This window comes from Halomonas sp. NYA30 (assembly GCF_976980765.1).
Genome location: NZ_OZ334477.1, coordinates 1,410,817 through 1,426,259, shown reverse-complemented (window position 1 = coordinate 1,426,259; position 15,443 = coordinate 1,410,817). Strand labels below are relative to the sequence as shown.

The following is a 15,443-nucleotide window of genomic DNA, read 5'->3' as shown; positions in this document are numbered from 1 at the left end:
AACAGGCAGCGTTGTTTTGGTTTTCATACTTGCAATTGATAGGACGCTTTCATGCCTTTTGATGCCATCTTAACGCTGGTGGTTATTGCCAGCGTGTTGGGAACGCTGGCAATGACCCGTATTGCTCCAGATATGATTCTGATGGCGGCGCTGGCATTTCTGGTCGTCAGCGGCATTCTTTCCCCGCCTGAAGCGTTAGCGGGCTTTGCTAACCCAGGAGTAATGACTATCGCCACGCTTTATATCGTGGCGGCTGCGTTAAAGGAAACGGGGGCAGTACAGTGGCTGGCGCGAATTTTATTAGGGCAGCCACGCAGCCTTTCAGAAGCGCAGCTACGCATGCTGTTACCCGCGGCTGGCCTAAGCGCCTTTATGAACAATACCACCGTGGTGGCGATGTTAATTCCCGCCGTGCAGGAGTGGGCGCAACGCTTAAAACTCCCACCTTCAAAATTGCTGTTGCCTCTTAGCTATGCCGCTATTTTAGGCGGTACGTGTACCTTGATAGGCACCAGTACCAACTTGGTGGTGGATGGTTTGCTGCAGCGTGAAATGAACGTTTCACTGCATATGTTTGAGCTGGCGTGGGTGGGTGTGCCCCTGCTGCTGGTGGGGGGCGGTTTTTTGTGGCTATTTGCCGGGCGTTTGCTGCCGGATAGGCAAACGGCTCTGGAACAGCTCGAGACTGCACGGGAATATTGTGTAGAAGTGGTGGTTGAACCCGATGGGCCCTTGGTTGGCCGCAGTATTGCAGATGCAGGCTTACGTAGTCTTCGCCATGGCTACTTGGCGGATATTGAGCGTCAGGGGCGACTGATGACTGCCGTCCCCCCTCAAACACAGTTGGTAGCAGGTGATGTACTGGTATTCATTGGCGCCCCTGCTTGCGCAAGAGAGCTGCGCCGAATTCAGGGGCTCAAACCCGCCAATGGCAACGTGCATAAACTGGATATTGCGCATCATCACCGCTGCTTGGTTGAAGCGGTGATTGGCCCGGACTTCACCGGGCTAGGCATGAACGTGCGTAAATCCCGCTTTCGTTCACGCTATCAGGCGGTCATTCTTTCCATATCACGTGCGGGTAACCGCTTGCCTGGTAAGTTAGGGGACATCACCCTTCAGGTCGGGGATACACTGCTGCTTGAAACCGGCGAGGACTTCGTCGAGCAGTACCGCTACCGTAAAGACTTTCTATTGATCAGCGCGCTGAATGACTCTACGCCCCCCAATTTTCGTAAGGCGCCATATGCCTTGGGAATACTCGCTGCACTGGTACTTGCCAGCGCTTCTGGGCTACTCAGTATCCTGGAAGCCGCTTTTCTAGCAGCGGGTGGTATGTTGGTTACTCGTTGTATTACGGCCAGCAAGGCCCGCCGCTATGTGGATCTTTCAGTACTGGTGGTTATCGCTGCTTCGTTTTCCTTGGGGGCAGCGATGAGCAAAACAGGGGCAGCAGCGTATATTGCTGATTGGCTGATGATAGGCGGGCTTTCACCCTGGTGGTCATTAGCGTTGATTTATGTGCTCACAACCGTGTTTACAGAGTTAATTACCAACAATGCTGCTGCAGTGCTGATGTTTCCTATCGGCATGGCATTGGCCGAACACTTGGGCGTTAGCCCCCTGCCCTTCGCCATCGCTATTATGTTTGCTGCTTCCGCCAGCTTTATGACGCCGCTGGGGTACCAAACCAACCTCATGGTATATGGCCCAGGCGGTTATAAGTTTCAGGATTATCTTCGCCTTGGCGCTCCACTCAGCCTTTTGGTAGGTATAACGGCGGTATTGCTTATTCCTAGGGTATGGGCGTTTTAAAAGACAGGCTTAGGGTTGAGGCGGCACAGTATTCTGGGTGTCATCGCACAGCGTGGCGATTTGGGGTGGCAGTGTCATTGCGAGCGCAGCGCGGCAATCTGGGGGGGGGGGGGAGGTTGGGTGCTGCCGCTGGCTTGAGATTGCTTCGTCGGGCCTCCTCAATGACACGGGGCGGTGGCGGTGGCGGTGGCGGTGGCGGTGGCCTAAAGCATAACTATAACTATTTCAAAGGGGTTGAGTTAATGACAACCATAGATGGCTTTATCGAAGCCACCGAATTCGAACGTCTCGCTTTGGATCGTTACCTGCCTTTGATAGGAGAGGAGCCTGGAGATACCTGGGATTTTCGCCAAGCGATGGCAGGTAGCGGCTCAATATGCCTTCAAGTGCATTTTGCTAATGAAGTATCACGACGTGATGATGCGTTGCGAGCGGCATTGTTGCCCCTCGTTTTTGGTGCCGCGTGGAAAGTGCTGGATCTACTATTGGAATTGGCGTTTTCTCGCGAAGGTCACAAACAAGACCTGAAAAGCGGCTGGTCCATCAAAAGGAAGTGCAGCTTAGCTAAACAAGGTGGCGGAGATACTTCTCTGCTGGGTACGCAGGCACTCACTTGGCAAGCTATAGCTCAGCTTTATGCAGCAACGGCAGAACATCGGCACTGTTTGGTACACCGTACCGCTTCTTTTTCCGTTAGCCCTATTCAATTGACCGGCACCAGCCAGGGCGGTGCTTTGGTTCCGCTGAACGAGCAAGAACTCTATGCCTTTATTCATCTGGCACAGCTGGTGGCAGGTGGGGTGATAAGTGGGGGTATGTCACAACGTTCAGTCGACCATCTTCATCTTTGTTTGAGGAAGCTTGAACGCCACTCTGGTACAAAAATAGAAGAAGGAGCCCCATTGCAGCCGCCTCTGAATGCTAGGATAGCCCTTGAGTTAAAGGCTCATGGGTTATGGTTAGCCGATTTTGCTTACCTGCATGAGCAACTATCCAGACGCGCTCCAAACCAGCATGTAGACGTGCGGATAGAAATACCCGGTGAGTCTGGCTATGAGTTGTTTGGTCATTTAGAGAACATTCCACCGCAAGCTCTGACTATCGACCTCAGAGAGCTTCCGGGTTACCTGGTACGGCGCTGAATGCTAATTTTTAATGCCTGCAAGCTTGAGATGGCATCGTTGCTCCTCCTCGATATGACACCGCCGAGTTTTCAAAAAGAAAATACCCACGGCATTAGCACCAGCACACCCGCTATGTAGGTAAGGCTGACCGGCAAGCCTACTTTGGGAAAATCCGCAATACGGTATTGCCCTGGCGAGTAAACCATTAGGTGGGTTTGGTAGCATATGGAATCAAAACAGCGTAGGCCACCGGGAAGACAATAGCGGCCCTTGTTGGTCACGGTTTACGTCAGCAGCAGGGTGAGCACATAGCAACCAATAAAGGCTGCGTACACGCCATGGCCGTTAAACAGCATTTGAATGGCTTAGGCCAGTAAGGCAGCAGCGCCAGAGTTTTCTAAAGCATGCGCTATTGCCAGGACCGAACCGATGATGATCCATAGCTAGAAAGGAAACCGCCTGCACCGTTCTGCCAAGCACGCGGCTGAATAATAGCCCTCCTAGCAGTAGGCCGTGAAAAAGCGGTAGCAGACCGTTTTGGTGATTATGGGTTCCATTGTTTTCTAGGAGCGTCTGCTTTACATCATCAAAGAAGCTATCACAGCCAAGGCATTACTTTGACATTCGGATTCAGTAACGAGCAATACGCTTCACACAATCATGAGCAAGCAGAACCATGACGATCGGTAAGGTTTGGATCCCGGAGCAGGTTGAAGCATTATTCCAACGTTTGCAGGCGAAGCTCGATGGCTTTGCTCCTCTCATTAATGTGCATACCGATGAACTGCCAAACGGACCTGCTGCACTGCATCAACCAAGCCTCTACCCGGAACTCAATATTCCAGCTGCGAAGGACGGGGACTGGGGAGAGGTTGCCCGAGGGATCGCACACATTTTATCTTCGCTAGATGGGATCCCCGAACTTCGCGTCGTCGGTACGAAAGCTGACGCAGCGATTGCTGTAGACCTCAATAGCGAACTTCAAATCATAGCTGCTGCCAAGGAGGGATTGCAGCCGAAGCCTCAGTGGACTACTGGGGCACCGGGCAAGCTGCTTAAAATGATTCTGAATCCAGCGCCAGACATATTAGATGCTGCAAGACATTTCCATCTTGTTCAGCTTCATCGTGTCGTGCTGGATGCGCACCCAGAGGCTCAAGCTGCTCTTGAAGAGGCGCGACAGAAGCTTCCGGAAGCGACCCAAGCTGCAAAAGACACTTTCGATTCGATTCTTGCCGAAGACCTGCGTACTCCCGCTGGGAAGGCAAACGCAGCCGCAAAGCTCCTTCAGGCGCTTGGCTTCAAGCTTGGCTGCTTCTATCTTCAGCGGAGCCAACACATAGCCGGTCTCTATGACGACAGAAGCCTGGACTACTATCCCGCGCTGCAGGCTCTTAATACAAAGTTCGAGGCTCTACGCCCTCTGCCGGGCACCTGGCTGAAGTTTCAGTTGCCGTTTGCGCTGCCCATCCTGGAAGGTATTTACCGAAACGAAGGCGTGATCGCGTTAGTGCAACACGTTCGTGTCATAAACTCGCGCGCTGGCTGGAAAGCTACGCAAGTCATGCGCCTCGACAGTATGATGAATCCATCGGGGCTTTACGCACAGAGTATTGTCGAACTCTGGCTGCCCGGAGAACTAAAGATCGAGACCACCCGACCTCCTGGCGATGTGCAGTACAGGAATATAGAGGTTTATCCAGAAGCGTTGCGCATTGCAGTCCTCAGGCTTAATGAACTCATAGTGGGGCTACGGGCGGAGACTGGCCGCAGCGATATTCCAGAAGTGCTTCCAGGTGATCTAAATCAGCTCGCATATAAGCAGTTTGACTCTACTGGTAACCTTGCTCAGAACATTCCGATGAAAAGCTTCGAGTTCCTACGGGTGAGCACTGGCAGTCCCGCATTAAAGGACGAAGTCCGGCTTGAGCCACATGTTGTGCAACGCGTCAGCTTTGGACGCGAACTCTTGGAAAGTGCTAAGTTTTATGTCTCCATCTATAACACTCGCCGCGCAGTGCTGGATTTAGCGGGCGCCTTTGAGGCATTCATCGCTCAAGAGGTCACACCGCGCCTTGGCGAAGTGTCATTGAACACTCGGGATCAGTTTCTACGGCAGTATGGTACGGAACTGCCGACTCAGGTTCGTGCGGAAATTGAAAAGATCACACTGGATCCAAGCCAGGATCCACCTCGAATGCCGCCTATCCACCGGCAGCTCAAGGAATACAAGCGGCAAGGCTTACGTCCTGCGCTTAATAAACGGCTCCTTTCACGGCTGCAGAAGATCATGCGTATTCGCAATGATGCGGCGCACGGTCGACCAGTATCGCCGGAGACGCTGAATGATCTTATCGCTGCCATCGAAGCGTTGGATTGCTTAATGCATGATCAGTGTGATCAAACGTGAATACCTTGCCAGTACGATGACAAGCTAGTCCACCAGGCTGAGGTTGCTTCGTCGCAGCGCGCCTTACAATGCACGATGGGATGTTATGATCGCAGCCTTACGCGAACGTGGCATGATTAGCTAAGCGCTAGTATATAAAGGGTTCACAGCATGATAGATCAAGCGCTACTTGACGCTCAGGACAATCGCACGTAGAGAAGGATTCTCGTCTCACGCGGATTTAAGCGCATCGGCGATAGGGTAAAGCGAGGGTCTTTCGCTTCAGGAACGGTGAAAGTAGTGTCCATAGACGGATTTATAGCGATCTCGCGGCACCCTCACGGCGTAGCGCGCAGGAAACACACCAATGAAATGAGGATTACTCAGGTCGTGCGATTGCCCTGTACAGCACCGCTGCGCGGCGCGCGCTTGTATCACCGCCCGACTGGGCGATGCTTTACGCGCTGCGTGGGAAAAGCCAGCTACGGCGTGTCGCTTTTAGTCCCAAGTGGCCATAGCAGAGTGATTAAATGGGCCATGTTGGCCGCTTCGAATGGCTCGGGCTAAGTGGCCGTAGCAAATAGCTAGATTTTGCCTTTATTTATACATTTATAGCTTCACATGCAAAGAAAAGTGCCTTTTCCTTTGCATATCCATCCGGATATGTATAGATTTTTTGTTTTTCTATACATTAAATAATAAGTGATGCCTCGTGCTGCCAACGCTGCCCCTTGAACACATCGAACAGTGGGAAACGCGCCCCGTGCTGAAAAAAGTAGCGGAGGCACATCGCTACTTGGCAGAGCTAAAAGGCGTGGCAGCGACCATTCCCAATGAAGAAATCTTAATCAACACGTTGACCTTGCAAGAAGCCCGACACAGCTCCGAAATCGAAAATATCATCACTACACAGGATGATCTCTATCGCGCTGTCGTGGCCGATCAGGCCAGCGTCTCACCGCAAACCAAAGAGGTGCAGGATTATGCCACCGCACTGCGAGCGGGGTTCCGCAGCGTTCGGCAGTCTCGGCTGATTCGTCTGAATGACATTCTCCTGATTCAGGAGACGCTCGAAAACAACAATGCCGGCTTCAGAAAGCTACCGGGCACTGCATTGAAGAATCAGGCAACGGGTGAGGTTGTCTATGAGCCGCCTCAGTCAGCCCACGAAATTAAATCGTTGATGAGCAACTTGGTTGACTACATCAATGATGACGAACGGTGCGATGCAGACCCGCTCGTCAAAATGGCCATCATCCACCATCAGTTCGAAAGTGTTCATCCGTTCTATGATGGCAACGGCCGGACCGGGCGTATCATCAACATGCTTTACCTGGTCGCCAAAAACCTTCTCGATCTGCCCGTTTTGTATCTAAGCCGCTATTTGATCCAGACCAAGGCGGACTACTACCGGCAATTACAAGCCGTGCGCGATACCGGTAGCTGGGAGCCGTGGCTGCTTTATATGCTGGAAGGTATCAGCCAAACCGCTCAGCAAACCATTGAACTGATTGGTCAAATCCGCGAGCTGATGCAGCACACCAAACACCGGATGCGTGATGAATGCCCCAAAATCTACCGGCAGGAACTGCTGAACAATCTGTTCAATCACCCATATACAAAAATCGAGTTCGTGATGGAAGATTTAGCCGTCAGCCGTATCACCGCTACCAAATATTTGGATGAGTTGGTCAGCAGCAGCCTACTGGACAAAACCAAGGTCGGCCGCAGCAACTATTACATCAATACACCGTTGATGGCACTCTTCCTTGAGCGCGCCTAACCGTTCATCTCCCTTCTGTATACGAACGCAGTGAAGCACGCTGGTGCTGGAAGGCCACAGGCTTTGGGATTGCTTTGTCGTGCCTCTTCGCAACGGCACAGCGCACTCCGTTGCCCTCGTAAACGTCGAAACGCTATTGATCACCCAGGAATTTTTACATCATGATATTGGTAACCGGCGGTGCAGGCTTTATTGGCTCTGCGGTAGTACGCGAGCTTATTCAACACGGCGACCACTTTGTGGTGAATGTGGATAAGCTCACCTACGCGGGTAACCTGATGTCGCTTGAACCGGTGGCAGGCAGTGATCGTTATGCCTTTGTACAGGCGGACATTAGCGATTCCCAGGCAATGCACCAGGTGTTTGAGCAGTATCAGCCCGATGCCGTGATGCACTTGGCGGCGGAAAGCCATGTAGACCGCTCGATTGATGGCCCGGCGGCCTTTATTCATACCAATATTGTGGGTACGGCGGTGCTACTTGAGGTGGCCCGCCATTATTGGAAGGGGTTGCAGCAAAGCGCGCCACAGAAAGCGGCTGCCTTTCGCTTTCATCATGTCTCGACCGATGAGGTATATGGCGATTTAGAAGGGCCTGATAGCCTTTTTACCGAACACACGCCGTACGCGCCTAGCTCGCCCTATTCGGCCAGTAAGGCAAGCGCAGACCACTTGGTGCGTGCTTGGCACCGTACTTACGGCCTGCCCACCTTGATTACCAATTGTTCGAATAACTATGGGCCGTACCATTTTCCTGAAAAGCTGGTCCCGCTGATGATCCTGAATGGTATGGCCGGTAAGCCGATGCCGGTTTACGGCAATGGCCAGCAGGTGCGTGATTGGTTATACGTGGAAGACCACGCCCGTGCGCTGCTGGCGGTGCTGGCGAACGGCGGTGTGGGCGAGACTTACAATATTGGCGGCCATAACGAGCAGTCTAATCTGACGGTGGTGGAAACGATTTGCGCCTTACTCGATGAACAGTTGGGCACGGCGCATTTAGCAGGAAGGAGCACCCACCGCGAGTTAATCACGTTCGTGGAAGACCGCCCAGGCCATGACCTGCGCTATGCCATCGATGCGAGCAAAATGGCGCGGGAGATTGGCTGGGTACCGATTGAAACGTTTGAATCCGGCTTACGTAAGACCGTGCAGTGGTATTTAAACAATCAACACTGGTGGCAGGCAGCCAAGCATAACGGTTACCAGGGAGAACGTTTAGGAGTGGTGGAGTGAAGATTTTAGTAACCGGTGGGAGTGGGCAAGTCGGTTTTGAGCTACAGCGCCAGCTGTGTTGTTTAGGAGATGTACGAGCGCCCTCGCGCCTGGAACTCGATCTGACCAATGCCGTCGCGGTAGATGCCTGGCTTGATGAACACCGGCCTAGCCTAATCGTGAATACCGCCGCGTTTACCGATGTGGATGGCGCAGAAGAGACCCCTGAGTTGGCACAGCGCTTGAATGCGCAGTTGCCCGAGCAGTTGGCAGCCTATGCGGCGCAGCAGAACATTCTGCTGGTGCACTACTCGACCGATTACGTTTACCCCGGCACGGGCTCGGCCCCGTGGGAAGAAAGCGCCACCCCGGCCCCGTTGAATGTTTATGGCCACACCAAGCTGGCAGGTGATCAAGCCATTCAGCGCAGTGGCTGCCCTCACCTGATTTTTCGCACTAGCTGGGTGTACGCCGCCCGTGGCTATAATTTCATGAACACCATGCTGCGCTTGGGTGCGCAACGCAAAGCGCTTTCGGTGGTGGATGATCAAGTCGGTGCGCCTACCCCAGCGCGCTTGATTGCGTTGGTGACGCTGTTAGCGATTAATAAGGGCATCGAAAGCGGCCTTTATCACCTTGCGCCGCGTGGCACCACCAGTTGGTTTGGTTTCGCATGGGCTATTTTCGAGCATGCCAAAACGCTGGATATCCCGCTCACCATGGGCGAAGAGCAGCTAACGGCGATTACCACCGCGGCTTACCCAACGCCTGCCCAGCGGCCTCATAACTCGCGCTTGTCGGTCAGCAAAATAGAAGCGGCATTGGGCATTGTGTTACCTAGCTGGCGCTTGCAGCTTGTTAACACCTTGGAAGAGCGCTATCTGTTTTAGGCGTTGTACTTAGGCCTTGTGCCAGGGTTTGTTTGAAAAATCGGCGTGGGTGAGCCGTTTTTCGTACAACCCTTAATGCCAAGTGAAGCGCCAACCTACACAGGAGTTTTGTTGAATGCGCCGCAAAGGGATCATTTTAGCGGGGGGAACCGGCACCCGCCTTCACCCTATTACCCTGGGTGTGTCTAAACAGCTACTACCCATTTACGACAAACCGATGATTTATTACCCCATCTCGGTGCTGATGCTGGCGGGAATTCGTGACATTTTGATTATCTCCACGCCTCAGGATTTACCGCAGTACCGCAACCTATTGGGCAGTGGCAAGCAGTTTGGCGTGACCTTTGAGTACGCGGAACAACCACGCCCGGAAGGGTTGGCGCAGGCGTTTTTGATTGGCGAATCCTTTATTGGCAGCGACCCGGTCTGCTTGGTGCTGGGGGACAACATCTTTCATGGGCAGCATTTCACCGAAAAGCTGTTACGCGCCAGCCAGCAGCCCAGCGGCGCTACCATTTTCGGCTATTGGGTAAAAGACCCTGAACGCTTTGGTGTGATCGAGTTTGATGAAAACGACAATGCGTTGGGCATTGAAGAAAAACCCACGCAGCCAAAATCGGACTACGCGGTGACCGGCCTGTATTTTTACGATAACGATGTGGTGGAAATCGCCAGGCAGGTAACTCCTTCTGCCCGTGGTGAGTTGGAAATCACCAGTATCAATAACGCTTATTTGCAGCGTGGTGATTTGCAGGTGGAGCGTTTTGGGCGGGGCTTTGCCTGGCTGGATACCGGCACCCACGATAGCCTGCTGGAAGCCAGCCAGTATGTGCAAACCATTGAGCACCGCCAGGGCTTGAAGGTGGCGTGCCTGGAAGAAATTGGCTGGCACAACGGCTGGTTAAGCTGTGATGCCTTAGCGGCACAGGCCGAAGCGCTGGCGAAAACCGGCTATGGGCAATACTTGCAGCGCCTGCTGGCCGCCCCTTCCGCCCCCGGCCAACGTTAATGGCGAATCATTAAGGGCAATTCGTTAATCGCTACCGATTCAAGGTAATAGCAATGTTGTTTGAGCAGTTACGTATTCCCGATGTGTGGTTGTTAACCCCCAAGGTGTTAGGTGATTCGCGCGGCTTTTTTATGGAGACCTTTCGCCAGAGCGAATTTGACGCCCACTGCGGCCAGTTTACCTTTGTGCAGGATAACCACAGCAAATCGAGACAAGGCATCCTGCGTGGCCTGCATTACCAGCTGGAAAAGCCCCAGGGCAAACTGGTACGCGTCACCCAAGGGGAAGTGTTCGACGTGGCAGTGGATCTACGCCAAAACAGCCCGACCTTTGGGCAGTGGGCGGGGGTTTACCTCAGTGCAGAAAACAGCCAGATACTCTGGCTACCACCCGGCTTCGCCCATGGTTTTTATGTCACCAGTGAAGAAGCTGAGTTTCAGTATAAATGCACCGATTACTACAACCCCGGCGATGAGTATTCGCTGCGCTGGGATGATCCCAAAATAGGTATCGTATGGCCGTTAGTGGATGCCAAGCCCCCCACCCTTTCTGCCAAAGATGACCAAGCGCAGGCACTGGCATGGGCCGATGCGCCTGTGTTTTGATGCGACGTTTCATGCTTGGGTGTCATGGTGTCAGACAACACTGTTATTTCTCACACGTGCCTGTTGACTTACCTTTAGTCCTACTTGACTGCTGTCCCGTGTCCCAGGACGCGGGACAGCAGAAGTAAGATTGCCATGAAAAGTCAAGACAAAAGGCTTGATTGTTTGGGTTTTTCCTTAACCCATAATCACAGTGTGGTGGGGCTCCATGTTATGCTTGAGCAAGAAGAGCAAGTATTCCAACCGAGTGAGGTGTAAGTAAATGACGCCTAAAACACCGAGCCGTATACGCAAGCATCCGCGTAAAGATCCCATGGAAGACACCCGCAAACTACAAGGCTATGCACGCAATGCTTCACACACAGCAATAAAGCAGCAGCTTGAGCGTGGTGTGCCTGTGGTTTATGTAAAAAACGGTAACATTGTAAAAGTCAGTGCTGATAAAACGGAAAAGGTTATAAAGGCAGTGGCACCAAAAAAGCCTTTTGATTTAAGGGCTTACTTATGCCAAGACTTAGATTAATCGCAGGACCTAATGGGCCAGGAAAAACAACGCTTGCTCGTTATTTAATTAGTCAAAATGTGCCATTAGGCAAATATATTAATACTGAAATTTCCTTGTTATAAAAAAAAGAGTTCGTTTAAATTGGCCACGCGACAAGATAAGGATCGAGTCACCTTAAACAACACTACTAAGCGTTCAAACAATTCATAGAGTGGTTAATTATTCTTCTTTATATCATCCTATCGCTAGCTTGAGATTGCTCCGTCGTACCTTCTCACAATGTCAAGAACCATTGCAGTGAAGGCAGCCTTAGCTAGCGCCCCTTTAATTCTTTATCTGCTCTTTGCGATTTTATTTATCTCGTTTTTTAAGGATCCATCATGCCATTAACTGCAGCTTCGTTATCCGAACCGTTACCGATCAACGTGAGCAGTATGCCCCCAGCTGTTGAGACGCTTGCCGAAGCAACTACGGGCAGCGCTGGCGTTGCTGTTATGCCAAGCCAGGCATGGCACGAAGCGGTTCGCCAGCACGAGGGAGAACAGTGCTGGGTATGGTGTTTCATGGCACCGTGGGAATGGGCGTTGATGCAACCCGAGGCGCCTTCCGAACAGCATTGGCTGGCGTGGGTAGAGGCCCAGCGCCAGGTACTGCAGTTACGCCGCCTGCTAGGGCCTCAGTTACAGTTTGTGCGGGCCAGCCAGTTGCCGCGTTTTCTCGCCTCTTTGGATCAAGCGGCTGATCAAGAAACACTACACGATTTGCCACTGCTCGCCTCGGCGGCTGACTCTGAGCTGGCCACCATGTTGGCAAAAATACATCTTGATATGTTGCCCGATAGCCAGGCGTTGGAATCCGCTTGGGAGGTGTTTGAAACCCTGGAAGCGGCTGCCTGGTTGCCTGAAGGGGCGGCTCCCTTGTTTCGTGATTCCTTGGCCAACACCCACGTAAATTGGCCACTTTTATTACCGCTTTTACATGCTGGGTGTGGGGCACCGGCACTTCGTGAGCAGGTAAGCCAGCAACGCCAACGGGCGGAACAGGCAAACGAGCAAGTGGCGGAGCAAACCGCTTATGCGCAGCAGTGCGAAACGCAATATAGCTCGTTGGTAAGCCAGCATAAGAAAGCACAGGAAGAGCACGAGCAGGAATTAGTTGCACTACGCACCCAGCAGCAGGCAAGCCAGCGCGAGCGGGAAGAGGTGGAAGAAGAAAACGCGCTATTGCTGGCTCAGTTACACCACGTGCAGGAAGAGCTGGAAACGTACTTTTTAAAACAGCAAACGCTGGAGCAGCGCGAAAAGACCTTACAGGATGACGTGAGCCAATTGCAGAAGCGCCTTGCTGAACAGCAAGCCGCGCTGGATAAAGCAAAGAACGAGCGTGACCAGTTAGCCAAGCAGCAAGCCAACCAGGTGCAGACAACAGCGCAGCAGCATCAAAAGGCACTAGATGACGTAGCGCAGAAACTGCAGACTTCTGAAACGCGCTTATCGCAGCAGCAAGCAGAGCAAAGCGAGCTACAGGAGGAAAATGACTTGTTGTTAAGCCAGCTCCATCAGGTTCAGGAAGAGTTGGAACGTTATTTCCTCACTAACCGCGAATACCAAGCTGCAATGGGGAATGCCCGCCAGACGTTTACCCGTGCTAGGGCACAAGTGAGCCAGTTGGCGAAGAAAGCCGGCTAAGCGCTGTGTTGATAGCTATCCCGCTGTAGGCGGATATTTAAAGCCGCTTGTTTACGTTGATGTTACTTAGGAGCACAGGATGCCACTTGATTACCAGCCGATTAGCCCGTTGAAGCACCGTAATGCGGGTTGGAAGCGCCCTGCCCGTTATTTTTATGCCGCCGATGATGTGGTGGCACCCGTGGTGATGGCAGAGCTTTCCCACGTGCTGACCAGTATGCCCTTGGCCTTTGTGCATGCTGATGAAGAAGCACCTTTTCAATTAGTGGCGGTGCAGTCACTGCAGCCTGGCCGTAATGTGTATGTGGCACCGGATGGCCGCTGGTTGGGTCAATATATTCCGGCTTTTTACCGCAGCTACCCTTTCCGAATGCTGGCCATTGGCAGCACCACGCAAACGGCGCTTTGCGTTGACACATCCCAGGGATGCTTTAAAGAGCAGTGCAGCGACGAAGATGAACCGCTTTTTACCGATGACGGCGAGCTGAGCGAGAGCTTGGCAGCGGTTAAAACATTCATTAATGCGTTTGAAAAAAACCGCTTAATGACCCATCAGTGTGTAACAGAGTTGGCGTCCGCCGGGGTAATCGAGCCTTGGGCGGTGCATTTAAGCCATAGCGAAAGCCACGTAAGCGAAGCGGAATCAGCCCAAGATGTTAAGGGTCTTCACCGGATCAACGAGGCGAAGCTGAAAGCGTTACCTGCTGAAACCCTGCGCGAACTGGCGGTTTCGGGGGCGCTTTCGATTGCCTATGCGCAGCTGTTTTCGGAACAGCGTTTACAGCACGTGGGTCGCCGGTATCGCCTGCACAGTGAATGGCAGCGCCACTTGTCAGAACAGACCAATATCGAGGCGTTGCTGGATGAGGAGGATGACGACCAACTTTTTGATTTTGGGAATTAAGCGTGTTGTGGAACCGTGTGCCCACCCCACAGTTTTTGTTTTTGCGGTTCTGCGCGCTATTTTCCGCCCATATCATCGCTCGTGAAGGGTCGCAGTTGCAGGGCTGGCTCCAGTGGCTGGTTTATGCTGTTGCCGGCACTGTGCTGGTGTGGGCGTTGTTAGGCATTTTCCGCTATGCCTATCTACATTGGCGTCGTTGACGATGCGTTATTAAAAGGCTTTATTTTGAGTTTATTGCCACATGCCCGGGTGCTGATTATGCACCCTAATTTTCCCGGTCAGTTTCGCCATTTAGCCCCCGCACTACAGCAGGTAGGGGCCGACGTTCGGGCTATTTCCTTTAGTACCGCGACCAGTGAAACGGGCGTTGCTGTGACCTACGCCACCTTTGTTCGCGGTAATCCTGCCACGTTGGACCCCTGGTTGCATTCGCTGGATAGCAAGATCATCCGCGGCCGATCCGTCGAGCCCATTTTGTATCAATGGCAAGCGGAAGGCTGGCAGCCGACGCTGGTGATTGGCCATACCGGCTGGGGTGACATGCTGGGCATTACGGATATTTTTCCAGAGGCGCTACAGCTGGGCTGGTTTGAGTTTTTTTATCACACCCACCAGAGCGATCTCGACTTCGACCCTGAATTTCCTCCTAGCAATGCGCTACGCACCAAGGCACGGCTTAAAAACCTGTGGCCCCTATGGATGCTTGATCAGGTGGACCATGGGGTATGCCCTACCAATTTTCAGCGCGACACCCATCCATCGGCATATCACGATAAGTTAAGCGTTATCCATGAAGGTATTGATACCAATCGCTTTGTGCCCAAAGCCGATGTTTTCATCACGTTGGGGGACGGTTTAACGCTGACTCGTCACGATAACGTCGTGACGTTCTTTAACCGTGATTTAGAGCCTCTCCGGGGCTATCACGTGTTTATGCGGGCGTTGCCTGCCCTGCTTGAGAAGCACCCCGATGTTCACGTTTTAATCGTGGGGGGCGATGGCGTGAGCTATGGGGCTCCGCCTGAAAGCGGGAGCTGGAAGCAGCATTATTTGGAGGAGGTTGGCCGCCAGCTTGACCCGAAGCGGGTACATTTTTTAGGCCGAGTGCCCCACAACACGCTGATAGGGCTGATGCAATTGAGCCGCGCCCACGTCTACCTTACCTACCCTTTCGTGCTTTCCTGGTCATTGCTGGAGGCGATGAGCTGCGCCGCCCCGGTGATCGGCTCCGACAGCGCCCCGGTACGCGAGGTGATTACCCACGGTGAGAACGGGTTGCTGGTTGATTTTTTTGATCAGCAGGCGCTGGTGGAACAGATTTCATACTGTTTGCTGCAGCCTGACGCGGCGCGCTTACTAGGCGAACAGGCCCGCGAAACGGTGATAGCGCAGTACGATTTACACAGCCGCTGTTTACCTGCCCAGCTTGCGCTTATCGATTCCCTGCTAGAGAAGCAAAAGCCCCAGGCGGCTTGTTAGCCGCCTGGGGTTCGTACACCTTGCATTAACTTTTGTTA

13 protein-coding genes are annotated in these 15,443 nt (G+C 52.8%); all 13 read left to right on the top strand.

All coding sequences use genetic code 11. From position 1 onward, the window contains the following. The first annotated feature begins 51 nt into the window (after positions 1-51). The 13 genes from ACWI0H_RS06540 to ACWI0H_RS06480 all read left to right on the top strand — a co-directional run bounded on the left by ACWI0H_RS06540 (position 52) and on the right by ACWI0H_RS06480 (position 15,405). Positions 52-1,815 carry an SLC13 family permease gene (locus tag ACWI0H_RS06540; protein ID WP_485875590.1) on the top strand — a complete coding sequence of 588 codons (1,764 nt, stop codon included), beginning with the start codon at positions 52-54 and terminating at the stop codon, positions 1,813-1,815. Between the two features lie 242 nt (positions 1,816-2,057). Beyond that, the gene (locus tag ACWI0H_RS06535; RefSeq protein ID WP_485875588.1) at positions 2,058-2,957 is read left to right on the top strand and encodes a hypothetical protein; all 900 of its coding nucleotides are present in this window, start codon (positions 2,058-2,060) and stop codon (positions 2,955-2,957) included. 658 nt (positions 2,958-3,615) lie between these two features. Further along, a complete protein-coding gene (locus ACWI0H_RS06530; protein ID WP_485875586.1) occupies positions 3,616-5,349 on the top strand; it encodes a hypothetical protein in 1,734 nt (577 codons plus the stop codon). Between the two features lie 691 nt (positions 5,350-6,040). Then, positions 6,041-7,111 (top strand): Fic family protein, encoded by a 1,071-nt coding sequence (locus ACWI0H_RS06525; protein WP_485875584.1) that lies wholly within the window; start codon positions 6,041-6,043, stop codon positions 7,109-7,111. 161 nt (positions 7,112-7,272) lie between these two features. Further along, complete coding sequence (gene rfbB, locus ACWI0H_RS06520; RefSeq protein ID WP_485875582.1) at positions 7,273-8,346, top strand: dTDP-glucose 4,6-dehydratase; 1,074 nt, start codon at positions 7,273-7,275, stop codon at positions 8,344-8,346. Then, on the top strand, positions 8,343-9,215 hold the full coding sequence (gene rfbD / locus ACWI0H_RS06515) for a dTDP-4-dehydrorhamnose reductase (protein WP_485875580.1): 873 nt from the start codon (positions 8,343-8,345) through the stop codon (positions 9,213-9,215). Before rfbB ends, rfbD begins: the two co-directional genes overlap by 4 nt. A gap of 115 nt (positions 9,216-9,330) precedes the next feature. Continuing rightward, positions 9,331-10,224: a glucose-1-phosphate thymidylyltransferase RfbA gene (gene rfbA, locus ACWI0H_RS06510; protein WP_485875578.1), complete on the top strand. Its 894-nt coding sequence runs from the start codon at positions 9,331-9,333 to the stop codon at positions 10,222-10,224. A 53-nt stretch (positions 10,225-10,277) separates the two neighbouring features. Then, positions 10,278-10,829, top strand: a complete 552-nt coding sequence (gene rfbC / locus ACWI0H_RS06505; protein WP_485875576.1) for a dTDP-4-dehydrorhamnose 3,5-epimerase — start codon at positions 10,278-10,280, stop codon at positions 10,827-10,829. 262 nt (positions 10,830-11,091) lie between these two features. Continuing rightward, positions 11,092-11,352: a hypothetical protein gene (locus tag ACWI0H_RS06500; RefSeq protein ID WP_485875574.1), complete on the top strand. Its 261-nt coding sequence runs from the start codon at positions 11,092-11,094 to the stop codon at positions 11,350-11,352. Between the two features lie 362 nt (positions 11,353-11,714). Beyond that, positions 11,715-13,022, top strand: a complete 1,308-nt coding sequence (locus ACWI0H_RS06495; RefSeq protein WP_485875572.1) for a hypothetical protein — start codon at positions 11,715-11,717, stop codon at positions 13,020-13,022. Positions 13,023-13,101: 79 nt separating this feature from the next. Continuing rightward, entirely contained in the window at positions 13,102-13,926 is an 825-nt protein-coding gene (locus ACWI0H_RS06490; protein ID WP_485875570.1) for a SapC family protein, read from the top strand. 2 nt (positions 13,927-13,928) lie between these two features. Beyond that, positions 13,929-14,126, top strand: coding sequence for a hypothetical protein (locus tag ACWI0H_RS06485; protein ID WP_485875569.1), 198 nt, complete (start codon positions 13,929-13,931; stop codon positions 14,124-14,126). Further along, a complete protein-coding gene (locus tag ACWI0H_RS06480; protein WP_485875567.1) occupies positions 14,101-15,405 on the top strand; it encodes a glycosyltransferase in 1,305 nt (434 codons plus the stop codon). Before ACWI0H_RS06485 ends, ACWI0H_RS06480 begins: the two co-directional genes overlap by 26 nt. The last annotated feature ends 38 nt before the right edge of the window (positions 15,406-15,443 follow it).